Raw genomic sequence first — 25,077 nt, 5'->3', positions numbered from 1 at the left:
TACTTAATCGACTCCGTTCGACTTGCATGTGTTAGGCATGCCGCCAGCGTTCGTCCTGAGCCAGGATCAAACTCTCCGTAAAATGGATTTTACGGAGTTAACCGCGCCATGGATGGCAATAGCGGTTAACATCCTTTATATCCTTATATTCCGGAGCTTTGACAAGCTCTAATTGACTTAAATTGATTGCTGTCTCTGCCTTTCGGCTTCGACGTTTCGCACGCTTGACTTTTTTACAACTGTTTGATTTTCAAGGACCGTTATTACTTATTTGCTGTCCATTTTTTGCCGCTCTCTCGTGGCGACAAAAAGTATTATTACATAGTCTATGCGAAAATGCAACTATTTTATTTTTCCTTTTCTTCCATTTTTATCGGTCTGGTTTTTGATGATTTTAGCCACCATTTGATGTTTTTTTCAGGTTTTTCAGTGTTTCTACATACTATCGAGGTTTTTTGCACGCTATTTGCTTTTTCAATTGCCTTGTTATTTTTTTAGATTAGAGGCAGCTCTTGGTCTTCTTCGTATTCTTTTAAGAAAGGATGGACAATAACAACCCATGTTATTGATAAGATAGCTGACGCGAAACCAAAGGCTAGGAGGTTAAGCAAGTTATATAGGGTGAACAGGGCGAAGGAAATGTTGAAGAGCAGATATACGAAGATGCCACACCAAAAACCTTGGCAGAAAGAGCATGATAAAAGTTTTTTGAAAAAATAGTTTTGCTTTTTCAGTTTCTCTCGTGTTTTTTTGAATAATATAAAATCAAAGAAAAAAAATCGCAAGCTCAGTGCGAAGAGTAATTCAATGAACATCGACACCCCCCCTTCCGATTCACTGATTCTTTCTAAGTCAAACTAGGCTAACCTATTATTTTTGTTATCTCAGGATATTTATCTACTAAGATTTTGAGTTCTTCTTTCGTTAGTTTAACTTGACCCCCAAAATCATCACTGATCACTATTTGTCCTTTGGCAACAGAAACCGTTGGACAGCATCCTTTGTGACATAAAGATAACTTAATCATATTAAGATACTCCTTTCTAACTTTTGAGCCTCTTACTATGTATATTGCTTTTACCTTCATTCGGTGAGCGATACAACTTAACCTAAAATAAAAATGCCTTTTGAGAAATCTCAAAAGGCTAGTGAAGAACTATTCATATTTTATAGAGGTAATATAGATGAATCTATAGAAAAGATTGATGATAGGTCTTTATGTTTTACTTATGATGATGGGGGCATCCTTTCGATTCAGCACTACCTACGAGGGGTAAGATTTTGTCAATAGTAAAGTAGACTAGGTGGACTTTGCCGTCAGAGTCACTATGGCTATCGAAAATTTTTCGGCGCATTGTTTCTATTAATTCTGCATTATCTTCTTCTTTTGTTTTAGTCAGATAAAGCCTTTTGCCTTCATACTTATCTTTTTCTGCAAAGAGATAGCATGCTTTAGGATTAGCTTGAATGTTTTTGTAGGTTAGCTTTTCTCGCATAATAAATGCTATCTGACCGTCTTCCATAAAATGAGGCTTGGCATAAACAACAGCGTTTACTGCTCCACTCTCATCGGCCGTAGATAAAATACCTAACCCTTCTCTGTGTTCAAAATAAGCTTTCAAAGTCATCTACTTACTTGCTCCTCTCAAGGAGTCAAGAACACACCTCCTTGTTATCTACTTCTTGAGTTCGCATGCTATACATTTTCTACAAAAGTTTGTTAAGACCTGCAAAAAGCAATGTCTTCTTAGTAGTTATTGTTTTCATTTATTTTTTCTACTGATTCTTTAATTGTTCTTGCTTCATGCAACAACTTTTCTACAAATGGAATATCAGCTGGGGCAAAATCGTAGTTTTTTAATTCTTCAGTAGTAACCCAACGCCCATCTTGGTGTACTCTCAGTTGCGGTTCTCCTTCGAGTATATGGGCCCAGTATGCGATTAGTTTTATAGTTCCATAGGGATATTTATGAATATTTTGATCAAAATAATTGTTTACATGTACTTGAATCCCAAATTCTTCTTCCATTTCTCTGGTTAGCGCTTCCTGGGCTGTTTCTCCCCTCTCGATCTTGCCGCCAGGAAATTCCCACTTGTGTTCAAGTACATCTCCTGTTGGTCTCTGGGCGATAAAAAGGCGATCTTCTGAAACTAATAATGCCGCAGTTACATCAATCACTATAAAAATCCTTTCTATATTTTTAGCTTTTTTATTATTTTCGACTTTTTATATCTCGTTTCATGGTAAAGTATTGTAAGACATCTATGATGATAGCATGAAGGTATCGAAACGTTTCAAAAAATTTGCATATGGATTGGAAATTTATTTTGAAAAGGAGTGCCATCGTGTGCAAAAAAGAAAAAAGCTCTTTATCAAGTGGACTATTATCACCTGATGATTGCTCACTATATAAGGAGCTCTTAACAAATGCTCGTGATATCATCTATAAGCTTGATTTACAAGGAAATTTCCTAGAAGTGAGCCCTGCGACTGAGGAGTTGACGGGCTATAGGCTTGCCGAGCTAATAGGTATGAATATAAAAGAACTTATTGCTCACGACAAGGCTGATCAAATCGAAGAAATACTTACGTCTAAGATTTTTTCCCAAGAACCTATTCGCTTTGAGCTCGATTTAATTACCAACAAAAGCGAAATACTTGCTGTAGAGATAAATAGCACACTCGTATGTCGCACTGACAAACCTTGTTATATCCTCGGGATTGCACGAGATATATCAAAGCACAAATTAATGGCCCGTCAGTTAGCTGAACAAAGAGCTCTCCTAAACAGTCTGGTGAACTCTATGCCTGATATTGTTTTTTACAAAGATACCGAAGGTCATTATCTAGGCTGTAATAGAGATTTTGAAATTCTTGTAGGCAAAAGAGAAAGCGAAATTGTAGGTCTTACTGACGCAGAACTATTTCCACCTGAAGTTGTTTCCCTGTATACAAAACAAGAAAAGATATTATTAGAAACTAAGAAACCTCAACGAGTTGAAGTTTATCTTGTTGATTCTAATAATCGTCCTTGTTTTTATGACACGATGAAAACTTTATTTACAGGTCCTAAAGGCGAAGAGTTCGGCTTGATTGGTGTTAATAGAGATATCACGGAGTTAGTGAATGCAAAGCTTGAAGCGGAGATTGCTCGGGATGAAGCTGAGCATTTGGCTTCTACAGACTTTCTTACTGGTGTAATGACAAGAAGAGCCTTGATTCAACGCTTAGAAGGGGAAATCAATAGGGCTCGCCGCGAAGGCACTGTACTTAGTATGATTTTTGCTGACATCGATCATTTCAAAAAAGTAAATGATTCTTATGGTCACCAAGCTGGCGATAAGGTTTTACAGATAGTTGCCCAACTATTCAAAAGCCGCTGTCGTTCTTATGATCTAATAGGTCGTTCTGGTGGCGAAGAATTTATGATCTGTTTACCAGGTGCTTCCAAACAAAGAGCTTTTAAGATTGCCGAGGAAATGCGCATAGCTTTACATGCTACTTCTATAGAGCTGTTTAACAACACAAAACAAAAAGTTTCCGCCAGAGTTACAGCTAGCTTCGGTGTTTCCTCTATGTCTGAACATGATATAAAAGAGATTGATGACCTGATCCGTGAAGGCGATAGTTCCCTTTATAAAGCCAAAGAATTAGGACGCAATCGCGTATGTTCTATTGAATAAGCTGACAGGCTAGTTATACCTAAAAAAGAGTCTTACTCAGAGAGTAGGCTCTTTTTTTGAACAACTATATAGTTAAGAGAGGAGTATTTTTTGATGCGATTGAGAGTATCAGCTGTACAGTACTATTTACAACGAATTAGTAGCTTTGATGATTTTAAGGCTCAAGTACTTCACTATGTAAAGACGGCCGAAGAGTTTGAAAGCGAAGTTATCTTATTCCCTGAATTCTTAACTACACAACTACTTTCTATAGGTAGAAAAGATGGGTCTTCGATGACTATTCAAGATTTACCTAGCTTTACCGACCAATATATTGCTTATTTTAAGACTTTAGCTAGTCAATATAAGATGATTATTGCCGCCGGAACTCATGTTATCAGCGAAGGAGAACGTTTATTAAACGTGGCTTTCCTCTTCCATCCTGATGGTACTATTTCTCAACAACCTAAACTGCATATTACCCCATCAGAAAAAAAAGCCTGGAATATGACAGAAGGTAATAGTCTTTCTGTTTTTGATACAGAAAAAGGCAAGGTAGCTTTGCTGACATGCTATGACATTGAGTTCCCTGAAGTCGTTCGTATGGTTAGAGCAAAAGGAGCTGATCTTATTCTTTGCCCTTCTTGCACTGATAACGAACAAGGTTTTTATCGCGTACGCTACTGCTGTCATGCTCGAGCTATTGAAAACCAAGTCTACATTGTAAATACAGGTACTGTAGGTTCTTTGCCCAATATTGACTTTATGCGTGCTAATTATGGTCAAGGAGCGCTTATTACACCTAATGATGTACCTTTTCCACCTCGTGGTATTATGGTCGAAGGCATCATAAATGCTGATATGACTGTAACAGGCGATCTCGATCTATCTCTACTTTATGAAATGCGAGAAAAAGGTTCTGTAAGAACCTGGCAAGATCGAAGAATCGATCTATATCCTTCTTTTCAAGATTAAAGACATCAAGGATCGGATGTGATATTCATGCCTTTTATGCATAAGGAACTTTATGTTTATGACGGTCAAAAACACCATAAAGTGTTGATTCGCAATTATGGAAAAGAAGATTTCGAAGGCTTAATTCGTATTCAACAGGAAAGTTTTCCACCACCCTTTCCTTCGGAGTTGTGGTGGAATCAAGAACAGTTAGAAAATCACATTAGCCTTTTTCCCGAAGGCGCTTTATGCGTTGAGGTAGATGGAAGAATTGCCGGTTCTATGACAGGCCTAATCGTTTCCTACGATCCCGCTCACCCGCAACATACTTGGGAGGAAATAACCGATAGTGGCTATATCAGAAACCATACACCTCAGGGCAATACGCTATATGTCGTCGATATCTGTATAAGCCCACTCTATAGAAAATTAGGGCTAGGTAAGTGGTTAATGTTATCTATGTACGATGTTGTTGTTCATCTGCGTTTACAACGCCTGCTAGGCGGTAGTCGTATGCCTGGTTACCATAAGAAAAGCCAAGAAATGACGGCTGAAGAATACTTAGCGGCTCTATTAAGAGGAGATTTCCATGATCCTGTTGTCTCCTTCTTGCTTCGTTGTGGACGAATGCCTGTGGCAGTCCTTTCTAATTACCTCGAGGATGAAGAATCCTGCCATAATGCAGTCTTGATGGAGTGGCGTAATCCTTTCTATAAAGGCCAATAAAGAAAATCCTGTCCTATAAGCAAAAAAATAAAAAAACAGGAAATCAACACAAAAAAGACCTCTGATTCAATAATCAGAGGTCTTTCATTAGTTATGTAGTGGTGCGAGTGATCGGAGTCGAACCGATACGCCCTTTTGGGGCGACGGATTTTAAGTCCGTTGCGTCTGCCTGTTCCGCCACACTCGCATAATAATATTCCTGCTTGGTTAGCAGTCTTGTTTCAACCACAAGAGTTAGTATACTACAGAATAGCCATGTCGTCAACAAGAAAATAAAACCAGGTTCATTAATCTTTCTATAAGCAAGACTAGTTGATAACAGGAGGTGATATTATGCCCACCCATTATATCGAGGTAACACCAGCGACAGATCAACTAGCTATCTTATCTGACAGAATTAGAGAACTCGACAGACATGACGAGTTAGTCATCATCATGGATGCCAAAGATGCTCACCAGCAAGATAGAGTCTTCGAGTTCTTGCGCCTTCAAGGCTTCGACTATCAGCCTCAAGGCTCTCACGATGGTAATGAGTATCGTGTCATTGCCAAACGGCGTTTCCATTGATAAAGGCCTTGTCGACGGTCGTCGACTGGTTATAAAAAGCCACCTTCGCGGTGGCTTCCTTTATTGAAATGGAGCGGGAAACGAGATTCGAACTCGCGACCCTCGCCTTGGCAAGGCGATGCTCTACCACTGAGCTATTCCCGCGAGAATGGTGCCTCGAGGCGGAATCGAACCACCGACACGAGGATTTTCAGTCCTCTGCTCTACCGACTGAGCTATCGAGGCGAATTAGATGGCGGAGCTGACGGGATTCGAACCCGCGGTCTCCTGCGTGACAGGCAGGCATGTTAGGCCTCTACACCACAGCTCCCCTTCGCGACAAAAAGAATTATACCTCATGCTGAGTGTTCTCGTCAAATGTTTTTTTCTGGTTATTTCGATTTTTTTCTTAAGCCAAAACACAAAGCCTCGATAGGCAGTGAAATCCTGAATAATCACAACAATTTCTATAGAAAACAGCTTAACAATATCTATAGAAAATACCTTCATGAAAGAATCTCAGTAATCTCACTGCTTCTTTCATGAAGGCTAAAAGAAAAGTTTACCAGAAAGACAAAATGGCTTCTCGAATTACTTTAGCCGCTAATAGGGCTGTCCGATCTGATAAGTCAGCTGATGGGGCAACTTCTACGAGATCGAATCCTACAACGTTAAGCGCTCCTAAGACACGCATAGCTTCGAATATTTCACGAGGCGTACAACCACCAGGTTCAGGTGTGCCTGTTCCCGGAGCATAGGCAGGATCAAGAACGTCTACATCTAAAGTAACATAGACGGGCCGACCTTGTAGCTTCTCTACCACTTGCTGAAGAGCAGGAAAAATTTCATCAACATACATATTGGTATGTTCACGGGCAAAGGCAAATTCATCTCTTGTACCGGAACGAATTCCAAACTGGTATACATTATCGCCACCGATTAGATCAACGACTTTGCGGATGACAGTAGCATGAGAGTTACTTTCGCCCATGTAGTCTGTTCTTAAATCAGCATGTGCATCAAAGTGAATTACTGCTAGGTTGTCGTATTGCTTAGCAAAAGGTTTGATAATGGGATAAGTTACGAGATGTTCACCGCCTATGAACAAGGGACGCTTACCATCTCGCAGTAGCTCTGCCGTCACTTCTTCAATACGCTCTAAAGAACCAGTAACATTACCAAAAGGTAAAGCTATATCGCCACCATCAAAATATTTCTTGTCAATAAGATCTTTGTCTTGATAGACGCTATATTCTTCAATACCATAGGAAACCAAACGAATCTGCTGTGGACCCATACGTGAACCGGGCCGAAAGCTAACAGTAAAATCCATAGGTATCCCTACGAGCACTACATCAGCTTCTGCGTAATCTTCTGTAGCACCCATAAAGCCTGTAAGTCTTTCTAGATATCTGTTCAAACTTATTTGCCCTCCGTTAATTTCCGAACAAATCTTGGCAAGGCAAAAGCCGCTTTATGAAGGCTGGGAGTGTAATATTTGGTATCAAGATCAACCATTTCTTCTGCATTAACTTGTTCAGGGTCATACTTCTTAGAGCCTATTGTAAAGCTCCACAGACCTGATGGATAAGTTGGAATGGAAGCAAGGTAAAGCTTAGTAATAGGGAAAATAGAGTTAATCGTAGGGAAGACTGTTTGAATTAATTCCTGATTATAAAAAGGAGACTCTGTCTGAGCTACCATAATACCATCAGGCTTTAAGGCGTCGGAAACAGCTTGATAAAATTCTGCAGTAAAAAGAACAGCACCAGGGCCAATAGGCTCGCTAGAGTCAACAAGAATGACATCGTACTCTTCTTTCATTTCTTTTACATGCTTGATACCATCAGCAACTAAAATTTCGACTTTGGGATGACCTGTTAATACGGAAGCAATCTCGGGAAAGTACTTTTTCGATGCTTCGATAACTTGTCCATCAATCTCACATAGTACAGCTTTTTCTACTTTCTCGTGCTTCACTACTTCTCGAATAGTACCGCCATCGCCGCCACCAATGACCAATACTTTCTGGGGATTGGGATGACTGTTCATAGCTACATGGCTGATCATTTCATGGTAGACAAACTCGTCTTTGTCTGTAGTCATGACCAGATTATCTAATAGAAGCATACGACCCCACTGTAAAGTATCTATAACAGCTAAATCTTGAAAGTCTGTTTTCTCACTGTGCAATATATCACGAATCCGACAGCCAAAACGAATATTAGCTGTCTGTTCTTCTGTAAACCACATTCCTGACATAACAACTATCCATCCTTTACGAAAAGCTTTGCTTAAAGCTCTTCTTACGCTTAATTTTTCTCATTATTTTACAAAAAGGCTTTGCCGTGGCAAAGCCTTTTGTTAAAAACAACCTTTTTTAGAGAGAACGATCGGTTCGATTAATACCACAATGGGGCGGCCGCAAAGGCACAACCGATTTTCTCTACTTTATGTTCCACAGCGTTAACTTTGATCTCTTTCAGTTCCATAGCTCGAACTTCAAAAGCTTCCTTAACCATACGGGTAATGGTAGCTTCAGCTTCTTCTTTGGAACATTTTCCAGTAAACTCCATGATAACACCAAAGCTCTCTTCGGAGACACCGACGGCGATGGCAGCAGAGATTGTTTCCCCTGGAATCTCTGAAACAATAGAGCCATAGGCTGTTGGTACTAAAGAACCTGGGGGAATCTTCATACCAGGTGCAAATTCAGCCTCGGGGGGCAGAATACTGCTGACCCGCACCAGATTGACATTACCTATGCCTGCTTTCAGTAAGGCATTGTCAAAGGCCGTTAACTTGCTCTTTCCTTCTGCTGATGCAGCTGTGATGAAATACTTTTTGGGTACGGGTAGCATGACACCATTCCTCCAAATACGATATAGTTAAGTTTTGGTCTTAAACCTTGTTTATTATACCAAACATAGCGAAAAAATAAACAATAATTTGTGTTAAAAAGTCGAAATAGGAAGACTTTCGCCTTCCTATTTAACAACTTCATTGTAAGAGAGTCCTCTCGTATGCACGGTATGACTCCATTCTCTTTTGTTGCGGTGTAAAAAACCAAGAAAAACAATAGGCACCCAGGTGTAGATAAAGAATGGATAGAGCAATACCCACTTATAAGCTCGTCGATCAACTTTATCTAACAACAAAGCCGCAAAGGGGAGAGCTAGTTGTACATAAGATAAAAGTTGCCACAAACTCAGCTCATTCATTAGACCAAAAAGTTGTGTATAAGAACCGTGTAAAAAGAAATTAAGGGTTAAAAAGAATGTAACGATTACGACTAAAGCTGGTTGGAACAAATGAATAGCGCCGTCAAGCATGGAAAAGTTTCCTGTACGCAATCCTTTCCACAGAAGTTGCGGAAAATAACGGAAGAAGCAATCGACATGACCTTGAGCCCATCGTTTGCGCTGATTCCAAGATTGCTTAAACTTTAAGGGTTTCTCATCGTAGATAACTGCTCCATGAGCCCAAGTGGTTTTGACACCATTTAAGAGCGCCTTCATGGAAAACTCTAGATCTTCTGTTAGAGAAGTAGCACCCCAACCATACTTACGAAGTGTTTCGGTAGAGATACACATTCCAGTACCGCCAAGGATGTTGGATAAGCCAAGATTGTAACGAGCGAGCTGAATTAATCGGTTAATATGCCAGAAGGCAATGGAGAAAGTCGCTGTTACCCAGGTATCAAAAGGATTCTTCGAATCAAGATAGCACTGTATAATCTGGTGGCCTTCTGTAAGTTTAGTGTTCATTTCCCTTAAAAAATTAGGCTTGACCAGATTGTCGGCATCAAAAATCACAACAGCATCATATTGCCGTTCCATGTGAAAAATCTTTTCAAACATCCACTCTAGGGCATAACCTTTTCCTCGTTGTTCCTTATTGAACCTCTCATGTACTTGTGCCCCTGCCTCTCTTGCTATAAGAGCGGTACGGTCACTGCAGTTGTCGGCTACAATAAAAATCTCGTAGAGTTCTTTGGGATAATCTAGTTCTTTTAAGTTCTCTACTAGTGGTCCTATAACGGCCTCTTCATTGTGAGCCGCTACTACAAGGGCAAAACTCTTGCTCGGTGGTGCTGGAGGCCCTTCTTTTTTCCTCCGAAAACCAAATAACGACAAGATCAAGTAGTAGAATGTGCAAAAGATGATCAGGAACTGTAAAGGCACCATGAAGAAATCGTATTTCTCAAGAAAAAGTGATTGCCAGAGCTCCAAACTTAACTCTCCTTTCCCTTCCCCAGACCTGCGAAGGGGAGAGACCTTTACCAATGGCGGAAAAATCAGGATTCCACCATCTCGATGTATTGTACCGAATTGTACCAGCTTCGTCAATTGAAGAATTCATTAGAGGAAAAATAATTTAACAATTTTTAGTTTTTTTTGGGGCAGACGTAGAAGTTGCCTCGGCTATCTAAACAAGCAAAAAAGACATCTTTGTAGCCTGCAACTCCATGGTTAGCTAGTTCATTTTTGAGCCAATTTTCATCTAAGTTGTGTTCCTTGAGGTTGCTAAACTCTATACGGCCATCTAAGATGATTGGAACGGGTAGACCCTCATATACCGTCGATATTCCTAAGTCTTCAGGTGTTACTGGTCTTTTCTGCGACTTGGGTATAATGCTCAATGTACCAGATGTTTCAAGAATAGCAAACTCCACATCTTGAATGTTGGGAATGTTTCGATCACGTAGTTGACTCAATAAATCGTCAAGATTATAACGACTCATACGCATAGCTTTTTCTTGTATTTTGCCGTCTCTGATGACAACAGTCGGTTTTCCACTGAGCCAGACACGCGTCTGGGGTATTTTGAGCTGAAGATAGGAAAAAGCAATTTCCGCAAACATAAGCACAAACATGGGTATCAGGGCCGCGTAGAGTGGTTTATCCGTATCTTCCATGGGAATAGCGGCTAACTCTGCAATCATTATGGCTACAACAAGATCGACTGGCGAAAGCTGTCCTATCTCTCGTTTACCCATAATGCGCATGATCAAGAGCACTGCCAAGTAGATGAGTAGCGTCCTTGATATGATAACAATAATTTCTTGACCCATAATGCCACCTTGAGATCATAATCACTTAGAGCCTCTCTTATTATGACCCGTATAGAAGCATTTATGAGATATCCATTATTTACTATTCCACAAAGACTCTAGAATTCCTTCCATATTTTTCTAATCTGATTCTTTTTCGTATAGGTTACGGTATATTTGATAGTCTTGAAGAACACCTTTTACATAAGCCCTTGTTTCAGGATAGGGAATCATGTCTATAGAGTGCTCTTGGCCAGTCCATCCTTTTTCATCTATCCATTGACGCACATTGCCTCGTCCACCATTATAAGAGGCAATTACAAGAATTATGTTTCCTTGGAATTCTTTGTTAAGGTTGGCTAAATACCAACAACCCATCTTTATGTTGCGGTGAGGCTCATAAAGCTTGTCATGGCTGTAATCATTCATGTCCATTTCTTGTGCGATCCATTCTGCCGTTTGAGGCATTAATTGCATCAAACCCTTAGCTCCCTGTGGGCTTTCAGCCCAGATCCAAAATTTGCTCTCTCTTCTGATAATGGCGGCCACTAGGTAGGGATCTATGTCGTTTTGTCTAGCATACTTAAAGATTGTTTCTTTATGAGGTAGTGGGTATATAATCTTTTGAACCCAAGGACTAAACCATAAAAAATTGCCCACAATGGTCAATAATACAATAGTAATGACCAAACGGGGCAGTGATAAGGTGTAGACAATTATAGGCTTTCTTAGCAACAGGTCGCCTCCCTCCATAAAGCCGCCACCTGTTTATACATATCTTCTTTGCCTACATTAGCATCAATTATTTTGTCGGCTCTTTTTATTTTTTCGGCAAGAGACATTTGTGCATTAATCCGAGCAAGAGCTGAAGCTCTATCGAGCAGATCACGTTTTATCAATCGTTCTAATTGTTCTTCTTCTCGAACTGCTACCAACCATACTTCATCGACTATCTTGTCCATAGATGATTCAAGTAATAAGGGCACAGCCCAGACTATGGCTTGTAGCCCTTTTTGTGCCCCTTTTTCTGTTTCTTGCTGAAATCTTTTTCTAACTTGCGGGTGTACAATGGCGTTCAGTTTCGCTCGTGCTTTTTCATCGGCAAAGATTAATTGCCCAAGAGCTTTTCGATTCAGATTTTCGTCAGGGAGAAAATATTCAGAACCAAAAGTCTCTTTAATTTCTCGCCATGCTTGCTCCCCAGGAGCAACGACTTGACGAGCTATATCGTCAGCATCTATGACTTGAGCCCCTAACTTGCGTAGATAAGCAGATACTGTTGTTTTTCCACTGGCAATGCCACCGGTCAAGCCAATGATTTTCATCAGCCTGAGCTCCTCTCTTCATATACTATGAAAATCTTTTACTTCTTAGCATATCCATTGACCTAGTTTCTAGCAGTTCTATACAAAACATCTTTTTTGAAACTTTTATTGAAAGAATAGTCTGCTATTAGAATACTTTATTAAAAGAATAGTCACTAAAAGAATACTTTACTTGCTCCTAAAGAGAGTAATACTAGTCCTGCAAGATAGGAAATCCAAGGCCCACCGGCCCAACGTGCATTTTTATGCCCCCACCAGAGACCAGCTACGACAAGTACAAAGAGGGACATTCCTACAATCAAAGGTGCATACAGAGGAATTCCTCCCAATAGTGAAGCGCCAAAACCAGCCGCAAGAGCATCCATGCTAAGAGCCAGACCTAAGAGAAATGCTTCTTGAGAACTTAGCTCTCCCGAAGAATCTAAGTCTGCTCTCGTTGGTTCTCGAAAAACCTGAATGACTAAGCCAAATGGAGGTACGGTCAAAGAAAATACTTTTTCTACTTCTTTTACAGTGGCAGTAGAAAAAGCACTTGCTTTTACAACAGTATCTTGATTGTTAGGGCAATTTTTTTCTATTCTTTGACTCTGTACTTTTTTGCTGTTGTAAAGTTGCAGTAAGCCTAAGCAGATTAAGATAATCCCGCCGACTTTTCCGATCCAAGCTTCGGGGAAAAAGCTAGATAAGCCTTGGCCAGCTAACAGAGCAAGAGCCATGGCCGCTGTAGAGCAAAGGCAGATGATGAGTAATGAAAAAAAAGGAACACGAATTCTTTTGAGACCATAAGCGACAGCGGCGGCGAAGCCATCTACGCTTAAGGCAAAAGCTAGAACGAACAAGGACCATGTAGACACGCGACTGTCCCTCCCGGGTTCACCTTTGCCTTATACTATGCAAAGGGGGAGAAAAGTCCACTCCAGTCGATCCCTATTCTTAATCGTTCTCCATGAGGCTTTCCCATTCTTCATAAGCTAGAGCTAAGTTTTTTTGTGCTTGCTCAAATTCTTCAGCATAGGCTTTGGCTTTTTCGCCATCTTGATATGTTGTTTCTTCTCCTAGAAGTCTCGTTAGCTCTTCGATCCGTTCTTCAAGCCTGTTAATTTCTAATTCTCTTTTTTGTATGGCCTCTTCTCTTTTCCAAGGGTTGCTTATCTTATTATTTTTCTTTTCTTTTACTGGCTCTGTAGGGATTTGAAGAGATTCTTTTCTTTGAGACATAAGGGCTTGCATAGCCAATGCTTCTGTCTTGGCTTGTGCTTGGTCATCTTTTTTTCTCCGAAAATCGGTGTAATTTCCTAAGTAAGTTGTAAAAGTGCCTTCCTCAAGCTCTAAGATTCGATCGGCTAGACGATCAAGAAAGTAACGGTCATGAGAAATGACCATTACAGTGCCTTCATATTCAGCAAGAGCTTCTTCTAGAGCTTCTTTGGCTTCAATGTCTAGATGGTTAGTTGGTTCATCGAGCAGTAGAAAGTTAGCGCCCATAAGGAAAAGGCGGGCAAAAATTAGCCGACTCTTCTCTCCGCCACTTAAGACTCCAACGGTCTTAAATACATCTTCACCGCGAAAGAGAAAACGTCCAAGCAAAGTTCTTGCGTCTTCTTCTGTCATGGGACGCATTTCACGGATTGCTTCTAGGACGGTTTGCTTACTTTGAAGTTCTTCTTGCTCTTGGGCATAGTAGGCTGGTTTGACTCGCACTCCTAGTACGATATCACCTGTAAGTGGCTCAAGTTGCCCTAGTAAAACCCGAAATAGTGATGTCTTGCCTACACCATTTCTACCTAGTATGGCGACGCATTCACCTTTTCTCACAGTAAGGTTTAAGTCTCTAAAAAGTACTTTGTTCGGATAGGCTACAGCCAGATCATGAGTTATAAGAACTTGCTCTGCACTAGCTGTGTGGGGGATAAACTTTAGATCTTTTAAACTCTGTCCTTCTTGAGGCTTTTCAATGCGCTTGCGTCTGTTCAATAAAGTTTCTCTTCCCCGAGCTTGTTTGGCTTTTACTCCTGCTTTGTAGCGCCTAATATATTCTTCCATTTTGGCGATCTCGGCTTGATCTTTGGCGTAAGCTTTTTGACGAGCCATCATTCTTTCTTCACGTAGTTGCAAGAAGCGACTATAGTTGCCAGGGTATTCTTCCATAGCTCCATTTTCAAGATGGAAAATGCGCTTACATACCTTATCTAGAAAGTAGCGATCATGTGAGATGATCAGCACAGCACCAGTATAGTCTCGCAGGTAGTCTTCTAGCCATTCCACAGCTTTTAAGTCGAGATGGTTCGTCGGTTCGTCTAAGATAATGAGATCTTGCTGACGAAGAAGTAGCCTTGCTAAGGCTAGGCGTCTTTTTTGACCGCCACTAAACACTTCTACCGGTTGTTGATAGTCTTCTTCTGAAAAACCAAGTCCTTTGAGAACGGAGCGTACACGGGCTTCTGCTCCGTAGCCTTCACATTTTTCATATTCTTCAACTTTTTCAGCGTACTCTTCCATAAGTTTTTCTAGGCCTTGCTCAGCTTGTTCAGTTTGCTCTTCCCAGTTCTCCATCTTATGTTCGAGGTTAGCTATACTCTCTCTTAGCTGAAGGATATCAGAAAGCTCACTCATAGCAACTTGAAAAAGGTCTTGCCCTTCTGGTAACTGGTTCAACTGACTTACATAACCAATTTGAACTTGATTGCTCCAGAATAGGTCACCCGATGTAGCTTCTTCTTCATCAGTCATGACTTTGAATAAGCTGGTCTTGCCTGCACCGTTAGGTCCTACAAGGCCAATTTTATCATTTTCGTGAATGATGAAAGAAATATCTTCAAAAATTGACTTACTACCGTAAGATAGGGCTAGCTTTTTGGCTTGTACAATAATTTTATTGCTCATTATAGCTCCCAAAAAGTTATTGCTTCTTTGTTATCGTTGACAGCAGGGACAGAAATGAGTTCCTCGACCTGCTTTTTTCTCTCGTTGAATTGGTTCTTTACAGCGTGGGCAAGGTTGTCCAGCTCGCCCGTAAACCCAGAGACGATTCTGAAAGTCCCCTTTGTTTCCTTCGCCGTCTACATAATCACGAAAAGAAGTTCCCCTTGCTGAGATGCCTTCTTCTAGGACTTGGCGAATGCTTTGGTAAAGACTATCTACTTCTTCAGATGCTAAGTCAGAAGCTAGACGGTCGGGATGGAGAGCCGCTCTGGCTAAAGCTTCGTCTACGTAAATATTGCCTAGTCCAGCAATAAATCGTTGATCTAGTAGTAATGCTTTGATATTTCTCTTTTTACTAGCTATAGCTTTTTGAAATTCTGCCAAAGTAAAGTCTTCTCCTAAAGGCTCAGGACCTAAGTCTTTAAGGCCTGAAAGTTTGTCTAACTCTTCTGTCTTGCGTAAGGTTAAAGTGCCAAATTGTCGAACATCGATGTAGCGTAATTGTTGACCATCATCTAGTTCTATGAGCACATGACTATGGCGTACTATTGGCTCTTCTGGCGAACAATGAATTAATCGACCAGTCATCCGCAAGTGGACAACGAGGCAGTAGTCTTCGGAGAGATAGCATAAGAGATATTTTCCTCGCCGTTCTAGCTTTTCAAAGCTCTTGCCGATAAGCGTTTCTGCAAAGTCATGGCCAGGTGGACTGTTCACAATTCTAGGAAGATTTATGGTCAGGCCTTTTATTGTTCTACCGACAATTTTAGGCTCTAAGCTCCGTCGTACTGTTTCTACTTCAGGTAGTTCTGGCACTTTTGCTAGCCCTCCTTTTTCGTAAGGTAAGGGTGGAGATCGTACCAGTTAGGTCCAATTTTCATATCAACGACTAAAGGCACTGAAAGCTCAATTGTTTTTTCCATTATATTTTTGATCGAAGGGGCAATTTCTGTCAATTCTTTCCTTGGACCTTCAAAGATTAGTTCGTCGTGAACTTGCAGAATCATCACTGTTTCTCTCGCTTCTTCTTGTAAGAACTTATCGATGGCGACCATGGCCGCTTTGATGATGTCGGCCGCTGTGCCTTGAATAGGCGTGTTCATAGCCATACGTTCACCAAAAGCTTGACGCATTTTATTGCGTTGTTTTAGTTCTGGCAGATAGCGACGTCGGCCTAGCAAGGTTGTTACATAGCCTTCTTCTCTGGCCATGGCAATCGTTTTTTCGATGTACTTTTTGACTCCTTCGTAACGTGCAAAGTAGCCTTCTATATACTTTTTCGCTTCTGCTCGCGTAACTGACAAGTCACGGCTTAAGCCAAAGTCACTGATACCATAGACGATGCCAAAGTTTACTGCTTTGGCTCTACGGCGCATTTCAGAAGTTACTTCTTCCATCGGTACGGCAAATACTTCACTGGCCGTGCGGCTGTGTATATCTTGTTCTTTGGCAAAAGCATCAATGAAGGAGGCGTCTCCAGAAAGATGGGCTAAGATGCGTAGCTCAATCTGAGAGTAGTCTGCCGCTAATAGGATTTTATCTTCTGTAGGCGCTACAAAGGCTTTGCGAATTGTGCGGCCCTGCTCTAAGCGAATGGGAATGTTTTGCAGGTTCGGCTCTGTAGAAGAAAGTCGCCCTGTTGCTGTAACCGTCTGATTCAAAGTACTGTGAATACGTCCATCTTTTTCAATGAGTGGTAACAGTCCTTCGACGTAAGTAGAGTTCAGTTTCATGAGCTGACGATATTCTAAGACTTTTGGGATGATGGGATGGCGTGGTGCTAGTTCTTCTAAGACTTCCATGTCGGTGGAGTAGCCTGTTTTGGTTTTTTTGATTATTGGTAAACCGAGCTTTTCAAAAAGGATCTTGCCTAGCTGTTGTGTCGAGTTGATATTGAAACTTTCTTCGGCTAGGTCATATATGGTTGCTCGTAATTCTTCGAGATGACTCCCTAGCTCTTTGGACATCTCTTCTAAGACTGTAGGATCAACAGCAAACCCACTTCGCTCCATAGCCGCTAGAACTAGCGATAGTGGTAATTCTACATCTTTATAAAGAGTGTAAAGTTCTTGTTCCTGTAGTTTCTTTTCTAATACCTTCATGAGAGCAAAGAGAGCAGAGCCATAGCTAGCACTTATTAAGTCTTCCTTCTGGCAATCTGGCTTTTCTTTGGGTTCTTTCGTTTGCTTTGCTTCATAGGGATGATCTAGTTTTTTTCCTAGATATTGCTCTGCTAAGTCTGGTAGAGTGTAACGATTCGTAACAGGATCTAGCAAGTAAGCCGCTAAAAGAGCGTCACCTCGAAGTCCTTTTAGTTCTACACCTGCTTCTTGGAGCAAGAGCCAGTAGGATTTGGCATCGAAAAAAACTTTTTCTTCTTTTTCCTCAGCCCAATAAGGTGCTGTGGCTTTTAGAAATGCTATTGGTTCTTTTATGACGTAAATGGTTGGCTCAGCTTCAAATTGACCATAGGCAAAGACTAGCTCTTTCAGCATTCCATGTCGAGCTGGTCCTTCCCAAGTTCCCCAGAGAGCTCCTTGAAAAGAGCATTGATCCTTATTTTTTTGCAGTTCTTCTAGTAGGCTTGGGTACTCCTCTTCCCTAAGAATCTTATATTCTAGGTCTTTACTAACCTTACTAGTGCATTCTTCTGTTTTTTTGTCATCTGCTTTTTCGTCTTCCCTTATGGTTGTGCTTGCATCATTCGATTCTGATGTAGGCAAAGAGCGAAGCAAGGTGCGAAATTGTAATTCATCATATTTTTGTCGAAGCTTTTCTAGATCCGGTTCTTGCAAAGCACATTCAGAACAAGCTAGCGGTAGTTCCATATCAACTTTGATAGTAGCCAACTCTTTGGAGAGAAAAGCTTGTTCTCGGTTATGGCGGAGTTTTTCTTGAAGCTTTCCTTTTACTTCATCGAGATGGGCATAGAGGTTCTCTAAGTTCTCAAATTGTTTTAGTAATTTCATAGCTGTTTTTTCGCCTACACCAGGTACGCCAGGAATATTGTCAGAACTGTCACCCATCAGACCTTTGAGATCGATGACTTGCTGAGGTCTTAAGCCTATTTTTTCTAACAATACTTCTTCATTGTATCGCTCTATTTCACTGATGCCTTTGCGCGTTAGCAAAACTTCTACATCTGGTGAGATAAGTTGCCATGCATCGCGATCGCCTGTGACAATAAGGCTTTGCATACCATTTTCTGATGCTTGTAGGCTTAATGTGCCTATAATATCGTCTGCTTCATAGCCTTCTTCTTCAAAAAGAGCTATGCGATGAAGCGTAAGTACCTCTTTTAGCAGGCCAAACTGTGGCCTTAGTTCATCTGGTGTCGCTCCTCGGTTAGCTTTGTAGGCTTCATAAGTTGTATTGCGAAAGGTTTGTCTGCTTTTATCGAGGGCAACTGCAAGGTAAGCAGGGTTATATTCCCGCTTTAATCTTTCTAACATATTCAAAAAGCCGTAGACGGCATTAGTTGGTATCCCTGAGCTACTTGATAAGGGTGGAATGGCATAAAAAGCTCGATGGAGCAAACTACTGCCATCTATGATCATAAAAAGTGGTTTTGTCACGCTTGGTTACTCCTTTCGGCATCTGGAAAAAGGGACGGCTATATCTTATGCCGTCCCTTTATAGTATCTCTTTGCTTTCGGCCCATGAAACATCAAAACTTTTGTACCTTACATTGCTTTTCAGTTTATCACAAAAGAAGCCGAAAGATGGTTATATATTTGTTCTTTTGTTTATTCTTTTACAAATTTATCGATAGGAACGGCCTTTACAGTTAATCCAGCGGCTTTCTGTTATTATAGAATCTACTGGAATGTCATGATCTTCAGGGAAAAGCTTCTCTATGATCTGCAGTTCATAGGCTAAGCCGATTTTGACTGCCTTCTCCTGCAGTTGAGGTAAAAAGCGATCGTAATAACCAGCACCGTAGCCTAAACGATGACCTTGCAGATCAAAAGCGAGAGCCGGTACTAATACAAGGTCAATTTCAGCAGGGGAAAGAGGATTCAACTTTTCGGGAGAAGGTTCTAATATTCCCCATGTTCCTTCTACAAGATCATCGAAGCTATCGATCTGACAGGGAATGATCTTGCTGTCCGAGGGCTGGCAAAGAGGTATGAGCACTCTTTTACCTTCTTGCCAGGCCAGTTCTAGTAAGGCTTTTGTCATAACTTCTTGTCGAAAACTAGAGTATGCCATAACCGTACGAGCTTCTTGGAAGTCTCTCCCTTGCACAAGTTTTTCTGTAATTATAGTACTTTTGTAGATTTGCTCTTCTATAGTCTGTTGCTTGCGTTTCTGAAGAATAGAAGCACGCAACTTTACTTTTTGTTCTTTTATACCTTCGAAGTCAACCACTTTTGCTTCACTCTTTCAACAATCTTTGCTCGCTTCTTAGTTTTTTATGTCTCCATTTTTATAGAATGTGCTTATTGGAACAATTTAGTATTTGTTCTAAGTAAGCAAAAAAAATAGACCCTTGCGGGGTCTTTTTTCAATCCGGTCTAATTGGAACTAACGTACAGCCAATCCCCGCAAAGACGAAGACTGTGGACGAAGCCCTTCTTGTTCATTCAAGTTGGATGTGAATCTCATTAAATCAAAGAAGACCGTAAGGTCAACATTCTGAACTTGAGCTTTAGCGGCTGGTACTTTAAGGATGATGGGAGAGAAATTGAGAATGGCTTCAATGCCCAAGTCAATCATACGCTGAGCGACTGACTGTACTGCATCAGGTGGCACAGCTAAAATTGCCATCCGAACTCCTTGCTCCTTGATAAGTTGTTCCGCTCCTGCCCAGTCAATAACAGGATGCCCCTGAATAGTTGTACCTGCTAATGCAGGATCTGAGTCAACAATGGCTTCTATGTTAAAACCACGTTGTGTAAATCCAGGATAAGCGGCTAACGAAGAGCCTAGGTGACCTGCTCCTACAATAATAACGGGCCAATTACGGTCTTGTCCCAGTAGTTTACGGATGTTGTCACGCAATTCCCGCACGTTATAACCTACGCCACGAACGCCGAATTCTCCGAACATGGACAAGTCTTTACGTACAACGCCTGAGTTAATGCCTACCGCATCGCCCAGTTCTACAGAAGAAATAATGGGTATACCACGCTCTTCCATTTGCTCAAGAATACGTGAGTATAGCGATAACCTCATGATGGTTGGCTCTGGAACCTTAAAAAATTTCATTAAATCCCCATCCCCCTCAAATGATGTCAAATACGCGTTGTCAGCTGCCTAAGTTCCAAAGGAAATGGACAAGGGCAGTTATCTATATCTGTAAATTAACTATACATGCGAAAGTTTCCACTTGCAATACCTTTTTATATATTTTGCTAAAACTTTGCTACAGTTTTTTTTAATGTCCTTTTTTCTGAAAATTAAAACTTGATTTTCTTGTACAGTTATTAAGGAATCTCCTTGACACCCCATACCCCTATCGGGTATATTTTTAAGGCAATATCTATCAATAAAGGAGGCTCACGGGGTATGAGCACCCTAAATCGTCGTAGTTTCTTTAAGAGAACGGCTTTATCGGGCATCGTTGGAGCAACTGTTCTTACAGCAGGGAAAGAAGTTCTAGCTTCTCCCTCCGAAATTGGTCAAGTCGGTACTCTCATTGACTTGACACGCTGTGATGGCTGTGCACATGAACATACACCACAATGTGTATTAGCATGTAGACAGAAGAATCAAAGTCGCTTTCCTGAACCAGAGAAACCAATTCTAGATTATTGGCCACATAAAAACCATGAAGACTGGTCTGCTAAAAGAGAGCTCACTAATCGCCTTACACCTTATAACTGGACGTATGTTCAGAAAGTAACAGTACCTACAGCAAGTACTGAAGAGACAGATGTTTTTGTCCCTCGCCGCTGTATGCACTGCGAAAACCCTCCCTGTGCCCACATCTGTCCATTTAGTGCTTGTACGAAGACATCTGAAGGCGTTGTTGTCATTGATGACAAGATCTGTTTTGGCGGTGCTAAGTGTCGTGATGTTTGCCCTTGGGGGATACCAGCTCGACAAGCTGGTGTAGGTTTATACTTACATGGCGCTCCAAAGTACGCAGGTGGAGGTGTTATGTATAAGTGTGATCTTTGTATTGACCGCCTTCGCGAAGGAAAAGCACCTGCTTGTGTCGATGCTTGTCCTCAGCAAGCTATCCTTTACGGTCAAAAAGATGCTTTGTTAGAGCGAGCTAAAGCTAGAGCACAGGAAATCAATGGTTACGTTTATGGCGAAAAAGAAAATGGTGGTACTTCTACCTTCTACGTATCTCCTGTACCTTTTGAGTCTATTCATCAGGCCATGGTAGAACAGGTGGTTGATGGCAAACCAGGTCTTCCTGCTATGCCCGTTGGTGTTGGTAATGCCATGGACCAAGCTAATAATATGGCCAAAGCTGCTTTTTTCGCACCTGTTGCCGGAATGGTCGCGGCTGCTGTAGCGGCTTATCGCACCATGAAGGGAGATGAATAATTGTGTCTCCTCAAAAAAGAGAGCCTGAAGGTATTTTAGGTAACGGTAAAGTACTTCGTCATGGTAAGATTAATCGCTTTGTACATTGGATTGTTGCTTTATCTATCTTCTCACTAATCTTTTCCGGTTTCGGTCAGATGCCTATGTATAAACGCTACATGCTAGTAGATGTCCCTGGTATGGCTTGGACTGGTGATTATGCTTTGACTTTGACTCTTCACTATCTAGGGGCCATTGTATTGATGGTTGTTGTAGCTTTTCATATCTTTTACCACCTCTTACGCCGAGAATTTCACATTATGCCGCGTAAAGGTGATGTGGGTGAGTCCATCCAAATTATGAAAGCTATGTTTACAGGCAAAGATGAGCCACCTTCCCATAAGTACTTGGCAGAACAACGTTTGGCCTATGCTTTCATCGGATTGAGCATTATCGGTGTTATAGTAACAGGAATGATCAAAGTTTACAAAAATCTACCGGGCATAGATCTAGCTGAAAGCACTATCTTCTGGAGCACTACATTGCACAATCTAACTGCTATGATGATCATACTGGGCATTTTCTTACATCTTGCCGCCTTTTTAGTTCCTGCTAACCGCAAACTGATTCCTTCTATGTTTAGTGGGCAAGTAGACGCCGCCTACGTAGAGCATCGTCATAGTAAGTGGTGGGCTGAGCTCGTGAATAAAGGAAAGTATAAGGGGTACAGTAGTAATCGGCAGGGGACAGTTAATTCTCAGCATAGGGGATTTCCCAAATAGCTCTGCATAACAAAAGACCTGGTGACCAGTGACAAGCTGGTTACCAGGTCTTTTTGATTTCTTCTTGTTCTGGATTGGTTGCTTACTTGATCACAAAACTTTCACCAGGCTCCATTAGATGGCATTCTGCGTCAGTACCTTCACTAATCATTTTCTTAAAAGCTTCCCCATCTTGCTGTAGTAAAGGGAAAGTGTTGTAGTGCATCGGTATGACATGGCGCGGATGAAGCCATTTAGCCGCATAAACAGCATCTTCAGGGCCCATTACATAATTATCGCCAATTGGTAGAAGAGCCACGTCAAGACGATTACCTTTTAAGTGACAATGATTTATTAGCTCCATGTCGCGGAAAAGGCCTGTGTCTCCAGCATGATAAATACTCTTGCCATTCATTTGGATAAGAAATCCACAGGGATTTCCACCATAGATCATTTGATCGCCTTCGAAAATAGCTGAACCATGAAGAGCGGCGGTTAGGCGCACTCTCCCGAAATCAAAGTTATGCTTACCACCGATGTGCATACCATGAACTTTAGCTCCCTTAGTATTACAATAGTGGGCTACTTCGTGAGTTGCAATAATTGTGGCATCGCAACGCTTAGCTATCTCTATGGCATCACCAAGATGATCACCATGACCATGAGTAATTAAAATATAGTGGACATTGACTTGATCGGCTGAAACGGTACAAGCAGGGTTGCCTGTAAACCAGGGATCAATCAATACTTTATGGGTGCCATCATCTAATAGAAAGTTGGCATGACCATAAAAGGTTAACATCATCATGAAAAAGCCTCCTAACAATACAATCTACACGTCAATTCTTGGAGATCCACCAGAAGGCAAGTCTTCTCTATCGGGAACGGGTCGGTGACCACCACGATTTTCTCGATCTATCTTCTGCCATAAAGCAAGGATCTTTTCAAAACGCTTTCGATCTAGTTTTCCTCTAAAGCTTGGTGTATCGAAAAGTCGCTCAGGTACATCTTTGCCATCTAGTTTATAGCCTAGTGCTTCTTTTACTCTCCACTTGATTTGGTGGATTTCTTCACCGAGCCAGTCTAGCTCTTCATCGCTTCTTTCCATACCGACTGCCGCTAGGCATTCGCGCACAGAATTGCGATCGTAAGCTTTACGTGAAAAGAGGCAGATGGTAAGACAATTTAAAACATTGCGCTCTTTCTCTTCAGCTAAGAGTGCCTTGACTAGCTCTTCATCATCTAAAGGCGGTCTTTGTTGATCTAAAGCATAGCCTGCATTGTCTAGGTGAGAGTGCCGTGCACCGACAAGTTGGCCCAGTAAGTTACCATAGCCTGTATGATAACCAGCCATCTCTAAGCCACCAATGGCACAGGCAAATTCTTGACCTCCATACTTTGCTGTTACATGAGGTAATCCTTTACCAAGGGCACGGTAAAATTCGTTAGTGCCATTACAGAGATGGCCTAGAACTTCATTGAAACCTTTAAAATCGCCAAAGCGAACTTCTGTTAGCGTTTCTTTTTCTGATATGAGACCTTTTTCATATGCTTCTGCCGTCCAAGCTAATACTACACCAGAAGTGATGGCATCAAGGCCATCTAACTCAACTCGCTCTATTAAACCTAAAATATCCTCTCGCTTGCCTAATCCCAACATAGAGCCAAAGGCATAGACTAATTCATGATCGTAAGAGATGTGCACAGATTCATATTCATATGGCTCGGCAAATTGTCGACGGTGCAAGGCTATATGAATACAACCAATAGGACAACCAGAGCAAGCAATCTTACGAATAAGATTGTGTTCTGCAAAAGCTTCACCGGAGATGTTTTCTGCTTCTTCAAAAGATCCAGACTGACAATTCTTCGTTGGCAAGCCGCCGATTTCACTAAGTGGAATTACGTTACCTGCTGTTCCAAGACCATGGTATTTGAGCATTACTTCGGTGTCATTTATCTTATGGTACATATTGCGATAAACTTTGGCATAAGCACTTTTGTTGATTATGGGGTAAGATTCAGTGCCATGAACTACAATTGCTTTTATATATTTAGAACCTAAAACGGCACCCAGACCAAGTCGACCCCAGTGTCGAAAAGTATCTACGACAACATTAGCAAAAGCTACTTGTCTTTCTCCAGCCGTTCCAATTCGAACGATAGAGCGTTTTCCTGTGCCTTCTTCTAGATCTCGTAAGATTCGTGCTGATTCTTCGGAAGACAAACCCCAGATTCCTATGCCGTTTTTGAAATCTACACCTTGTGCTTTGATGGAAAGGTAAATCGGTCCATCCGCTTTCCCTGTGATGACGATAGCATCCCAGCCAGAAAAGCGCATTGCCATGCCAAAGCGAAGCCCCGCATAGGACTCACCTAGTTCTCCCGTAAGTGGAGATACAAAAAGAGCAGGCACTTTAGTGATAACAGGATATATAAAGTTGAGAGCTCCGTTAGCAAAAACAACAGGTTGTTCGGGATGAAGCGGGGGCAGATCTGCTTTCATATTCTCTTCAAAAAGCTTAATACCGACACCGAGACCACCAAGATAATGATAGAGATCTTTGCGGTTTTCAAAACGCACCGTTTGGTCGGTCACATTGATATAGAGGACCCGTATATAATCTTTATTTAACACTTTTTT

Annotated in this window: 25 protein-coding genes, 4 tRNA genes and 1 rRNA gene; 6 read left to right on the top strand and 24 right to left on the bottom strand. The window is 41.3% G+C overall.

The genetic code is table 11. The annotated features are described in order from the left end of the window. From F9B85_RS14620 to mutT, 5 genes are all read right to left on the bottom strand, one after another. Positions 1-82: ribosomal RNA gene (locus tag F9B85_RS14620) — 16S ribosomal RNA — on the bottom strand; the annotation flags it as partial. Positions 83-494: 412 nt separating this feature from the next. Continuing rightward, a complete protein-coding gene (locus tag F9B85_RS11365; protein WP_151620983.1) occupies positions 495-815 on the bottom strand; it encodes a DUF1360 domain-containing protein in 321 nt (106 codons plus the stop codon). 47 nt (positions 816-862) lie between these two features. Further along, positions 863-1,027, bottom strand: a complete 165-nt coding sequence (locus F9B85_RS14430; protein ID WP_170270463.1) for a hypothetical protein — start codon at positions 1,025-1,027, stop codon at positions 863-865. A gap of 196 nt (positions 1,028-1,223) precedes the next feature. Beyond that, positions 1,224-1,628, bottom strand: coding sequence for a pyridoxamine 5'-phosphate oxidase family protein (locus tag F9B85_RS11360; protein ID WP_151620982.1), 405 nt, complete (start codon positions 1,626-1,628; stop codon positions 1,224-1,226). A 119-nt stretch (positions 1,629-1,747) separates the two neighbouring features. Beyond that, positions 1,748-2,179, bottom strand: a complete 432-nt coding sequence (mutT, locus tag F9B85_RS11355) for an 8-oxo-dGTP diphosphatase MutT (RefSeq protein WP_151620980.1) — start codon at positions 2,177-2,179, stop codon at positions 1,748-1,750. 167 nt (positions 2,180-2,346) lie between these two features. Here mutT and F9B85_RS11350 point away from each other — a divergent pair, with 167 nt between their 5' ends. From F9B85_RS11350 to F9B85_RS11340, 3 genes are all read left to right on the top strand, one after another. After that, positions 2,347-3,684, top strand: coding sequence for a sensor domain-containing diguanylate cyclase (locus F9B85_RS11350; protein ID WP_170270460.1), 1,338 nt, complete (start codon positions 2,347-2,349; stop codon positions 3,682-3,684). 93 nt (positions 3,685-3,777) lie between these two features. Next, positions 3,778-4,638 (top strand): carbon-nitrogen hydrolase family protein, encoded by an 861-nt coding sequence (locus F9B85_RS11345; protein WP_151620976.1) that lies wholly within the window; start codon positions 3,778-3,780, stop codon positions 4,636-4,638. 27 nt (positions 4,639-4,665) lie between these two features. Further along, positions 4,666-5,343: a GNAT family N-acetyltransferase gene (locus F9B85_RS11340; RefSeq protein ID WP_207707106.1), complete on the top strand. Its 678-nt coding sequence runs from the start codon at positions 4,666-4,668 to the stop codon at positions 5,341-5,343. Positions 5,344-5,442: 99 nt separating this feature from the next. Here the strand turns inward: F9B85_RS11340 and F9B85_RS11335 are convergent. After that, positions 5,443-5,530 (bottom strand) — tRNA-Leu (locus F9B85_RS11335). Between the two features lie 146 nt (positions 5,531-5,676). Between F9B85_RS11335 and F9B85_RS11330 the strand changes: the two genes are divergently transcribed. Further along, positions 5,677-5,910, top strand: a complete 234-nt coding sequence (locus F9B85_RS11330) for a hypothetical protein (protein WP_151620974.1) — start codon at positions 5,677-5,679, stop codon at positions 5,908-5,910. A gap of 69 nt (positions 5,911-5,979) precedes the next feature. On the opposite strand, the gene F9B85_RS11325 is transcribed toward F9B85_RS11330, so the two are convergent. The 16 genes from F9B85_RS11325 to F9B85_RS11250 form a co-directional block, all read right to left on the bottom strand. Continuing rightward, positions 5,980-6,054 (bottom strand) — tRNA-Gly (locus F9B85_RS11325). Between the two features lie 5 nt (positions 6,055-6,059). Further along, positions 6,060-6,135 (bottom strand) — tRNA-Phe (locus F9B85_RS11320). An 8-nt stretch (positions 6,136-6,143) separates the two neighbouring features. Further along, positions 6,144-6,220, bottom strand: a tRNA-Asp gene (locus tag F9B85_RS11315). Positions 6,221-6,451: 231 nt separating this feature from the next. Then, positions 6,452-7,276 (bottom strand): agmatinase, encoded by an 825-nt coding sequence (gene speB / locus F9B85_RS11310; protein ID WP_151621009.1) that lies wholly within the window; start codon positions 7,274-7,276, stop codon positions 6,452-6,454. A gap of 35 nt (positions 7,277-7,311) precedes the next feature. Continuing rightward, the gene (gene speE / locus F9B85_RS11305; RefSeq protein ID WP_151620972.1) at positions 7,312-8,151 is read right to left on the bottom strand and encodes a polyamine aminopropyltransferase; all 840 of its coding nucleotides are present in this window, start codon (positions 8,149-8,151) and stop codon (positions 7,312-7,314) included. A gap of 140 nt (positions 8,152-8,291) precedes the next feature. Continuing rightward, on the bottom strand, positions 8,292-8,750 hold the full coding sequence (locus F9B85_RS11300) for a pyruvoyl-dependent arginine decarboxylase (RefSeq protein ID WP_151620970.1): 459 nt from the start codon (positions 8,748-8,750) through the stop codon (positions 8,292-8,294). A 126-nt stretch (positions 8,751-8,876) separates the two neighbouring features. Then, positions 8,877-10,076, bottom strand: coding sequence for a glycosyltransferase family 2 protein (locus F9B85_RS11295; RefSeq protein WP_151621007.1), 1,200 nt, complete (start codon positions 10,074-10,076; stop codon positions 8,877-8,879). Between the two features lie 200 nt (positions 10,077-10,276). Beyond that, positions 10,277-10,963 (bottom strand): DUF421 domain-containing protein, encoded by a 687-nt coding sequence (locus F9B85_RS11290; protein ID WP_243138181.1) that lies wholly within the window; start codon positions 10,961-10,963, stop codon positions 10,277-10,279. 120 nt (positions 10,964-11,083) lie between these two features. Beyond that, positions 11,084-11,677, bottom strand: a complete 594-nt coding sequence (locus tag F9B85_RS11285; protein ID WP_243138180.1) for a lytic transglycosylase domain-containing protein — start codon at positions 11,675-11,677, stop codon at positions 11,084-11,086. Beyond that, positions 11,671-12,267 (bottom strand): dephospho-CoA kinase, encoded by a 597-nt coding sequence (gene coaE / locus F9B85_RS11280; protein ID WP_151620966.1) that lies wholly within the window; start codon positions 12,265-12,267, stop codon positions 11,671-11,673. Before coaE ends, F9B85_RS11285 begins: the two co-directional genes overlap by 7 nt. 155 nt (positions 12,268-12,422) lie before the next feature. Next, entirely contained in the window at positions 12,423-13,121 is a 699-nt protein-coding gene (gene ytaF, locus F9B85_RS11275) for a sporulation membrane protein YtaF (RefSeq protein WP_151620964.1), read from the bottom strand. Between the two features lie 79 nt (positions 13,122-13,200). Next, positions 13,201-15,150: an ABC-F family ATP-binding cassette domain-containing protein gene (locus F9B85_RS11270; protein ID WP_151620962.1), complete on the bottom strand. Its 1,950-nt coding sequence runs from the start codon at positions 15,148-15,150 to the stop codon at positions 13,201-13,203. 30 nt (positions 15,151-15,180) lie between these two features. Continuing rightward, positions 15,181-16,005, bottom strand: a complete 825-nt coding sequence (gene mutM / locus F9B85_RS11265) for a DNA-formamidopyrimidine glycosylase (protein WP_151620960.1) — start codon at positions 16,003-16,005, stop codon at positions 15,181-15,183. Between the two features lie 5 nt (positions 16,006-16,010). Further along, the gene (gene polA, locus F9B85_RS11260) at positions 16,011-18,764 is read right to left on the bottom strand and encodes a DNA polymerase I (protein ID WP_243138179.1); all 2,754 of its coding nucleotides are present in this window, start codon (positions 18,762-18,764) and stop codon (positions 16,011-16,013) included. 187 nt (positions 18,765-18,951) lie between these two features. Beyond that, positions 18,952-19,560: a 5-formyltetrahydrofolate cyclo-ligase gene (locus tag F9B85_RS11255; protein WP_151620958.1), complete on the bottom strand. Its 609-nt coding sequence runs from the start codon at positions 19,558-19,560 to the stop codon at positions 18,952-18,954. A gap of 156 nt (positions 19,561-19,716) precedes the next feature. Then, on the bottom strand, positions 19,717-20,400 hold the full coding sequence (locus F9B85_RS11250) for a redox-sensing transcriptional repressor Rex (RefSeq protein ID WP_151620956.1): 684 nt from the start codon (positions 20,398-20,400) through the stop codon (positions 19,717-19,719). A 300-nt stretch (positions 20,401-20,700) separates the two neighbouring features. Here F9B85_RS11250 and F9B85_RS11245 point away from each other — a divergent pair, with 300 nt between their 5' ends. Continuing rightward, a complete protein-coding gene (locus tag F9B85_RS11245; protein ID WP_151620954.1) occupies positions 20,701-21,693 on the top strand; it encodes a 4Fe-4S dicluster domain-containing protein in 993 nt (330 codons plus the stop codon). Between the two features lie 2 nt (positions 21,694-21,695). Next, positions 21,696-22,454 (top strand): formate dehydrogenase subunit gamma, encoded by a 759-nt coding sequence (locus tag F9B85_RS11240; RefSeq protein ID WP_243138177.1) that lies wholly within the window; start codon positions 21,696-21,698, stop codon positions 22,452-22,454. Between the two features lie 82 nt (positions 22,455-22,536). On the opposite strand, the gene F9B85_RS11235 is transcribed toward F9B85_RS11240, so the two are convergent. Beyond that, a complete protein-coding gene (locus F9B85_RS11235) occupies positions 22,537-23,238 on the bottom strand; it encodes a metal-dependent hydrolase (protein WP_170270465.1) in 702 nt (233 codons plus the stop codon). Between the two features lie 27 nt (positions 23,239-23,265). After that, complete coding sequence (locus tag F9B85_RS11230; protein WP_151620950.1) at positions 23,266-25,071, bottom strand: aldehyde ferredoxin oxidoreductase N-terminal domain-containing protein; 1,806 nt, start codon at positions 25,069-25,071, stop codon at positions 23,266-23,268. Between the last annotated feature and the right edge of the window lie 6 nt (positions 25,072-25,077).

It is taken from the genome of Heliorestis acidaminivorans (assembly GCF_008933955.1).
GTDB lineage: Bacteria > Bacillota > Desulfitobacteriia > Heliobacteriales > Heliobacteriaceae > Heliorestis > Heliorestis acidaminivorans.
The sequence above is the reverse complement of the archived record's forward strand: the minus strand, read 5'-3'. Positions and strand labels throughout refer to the sequence as shown.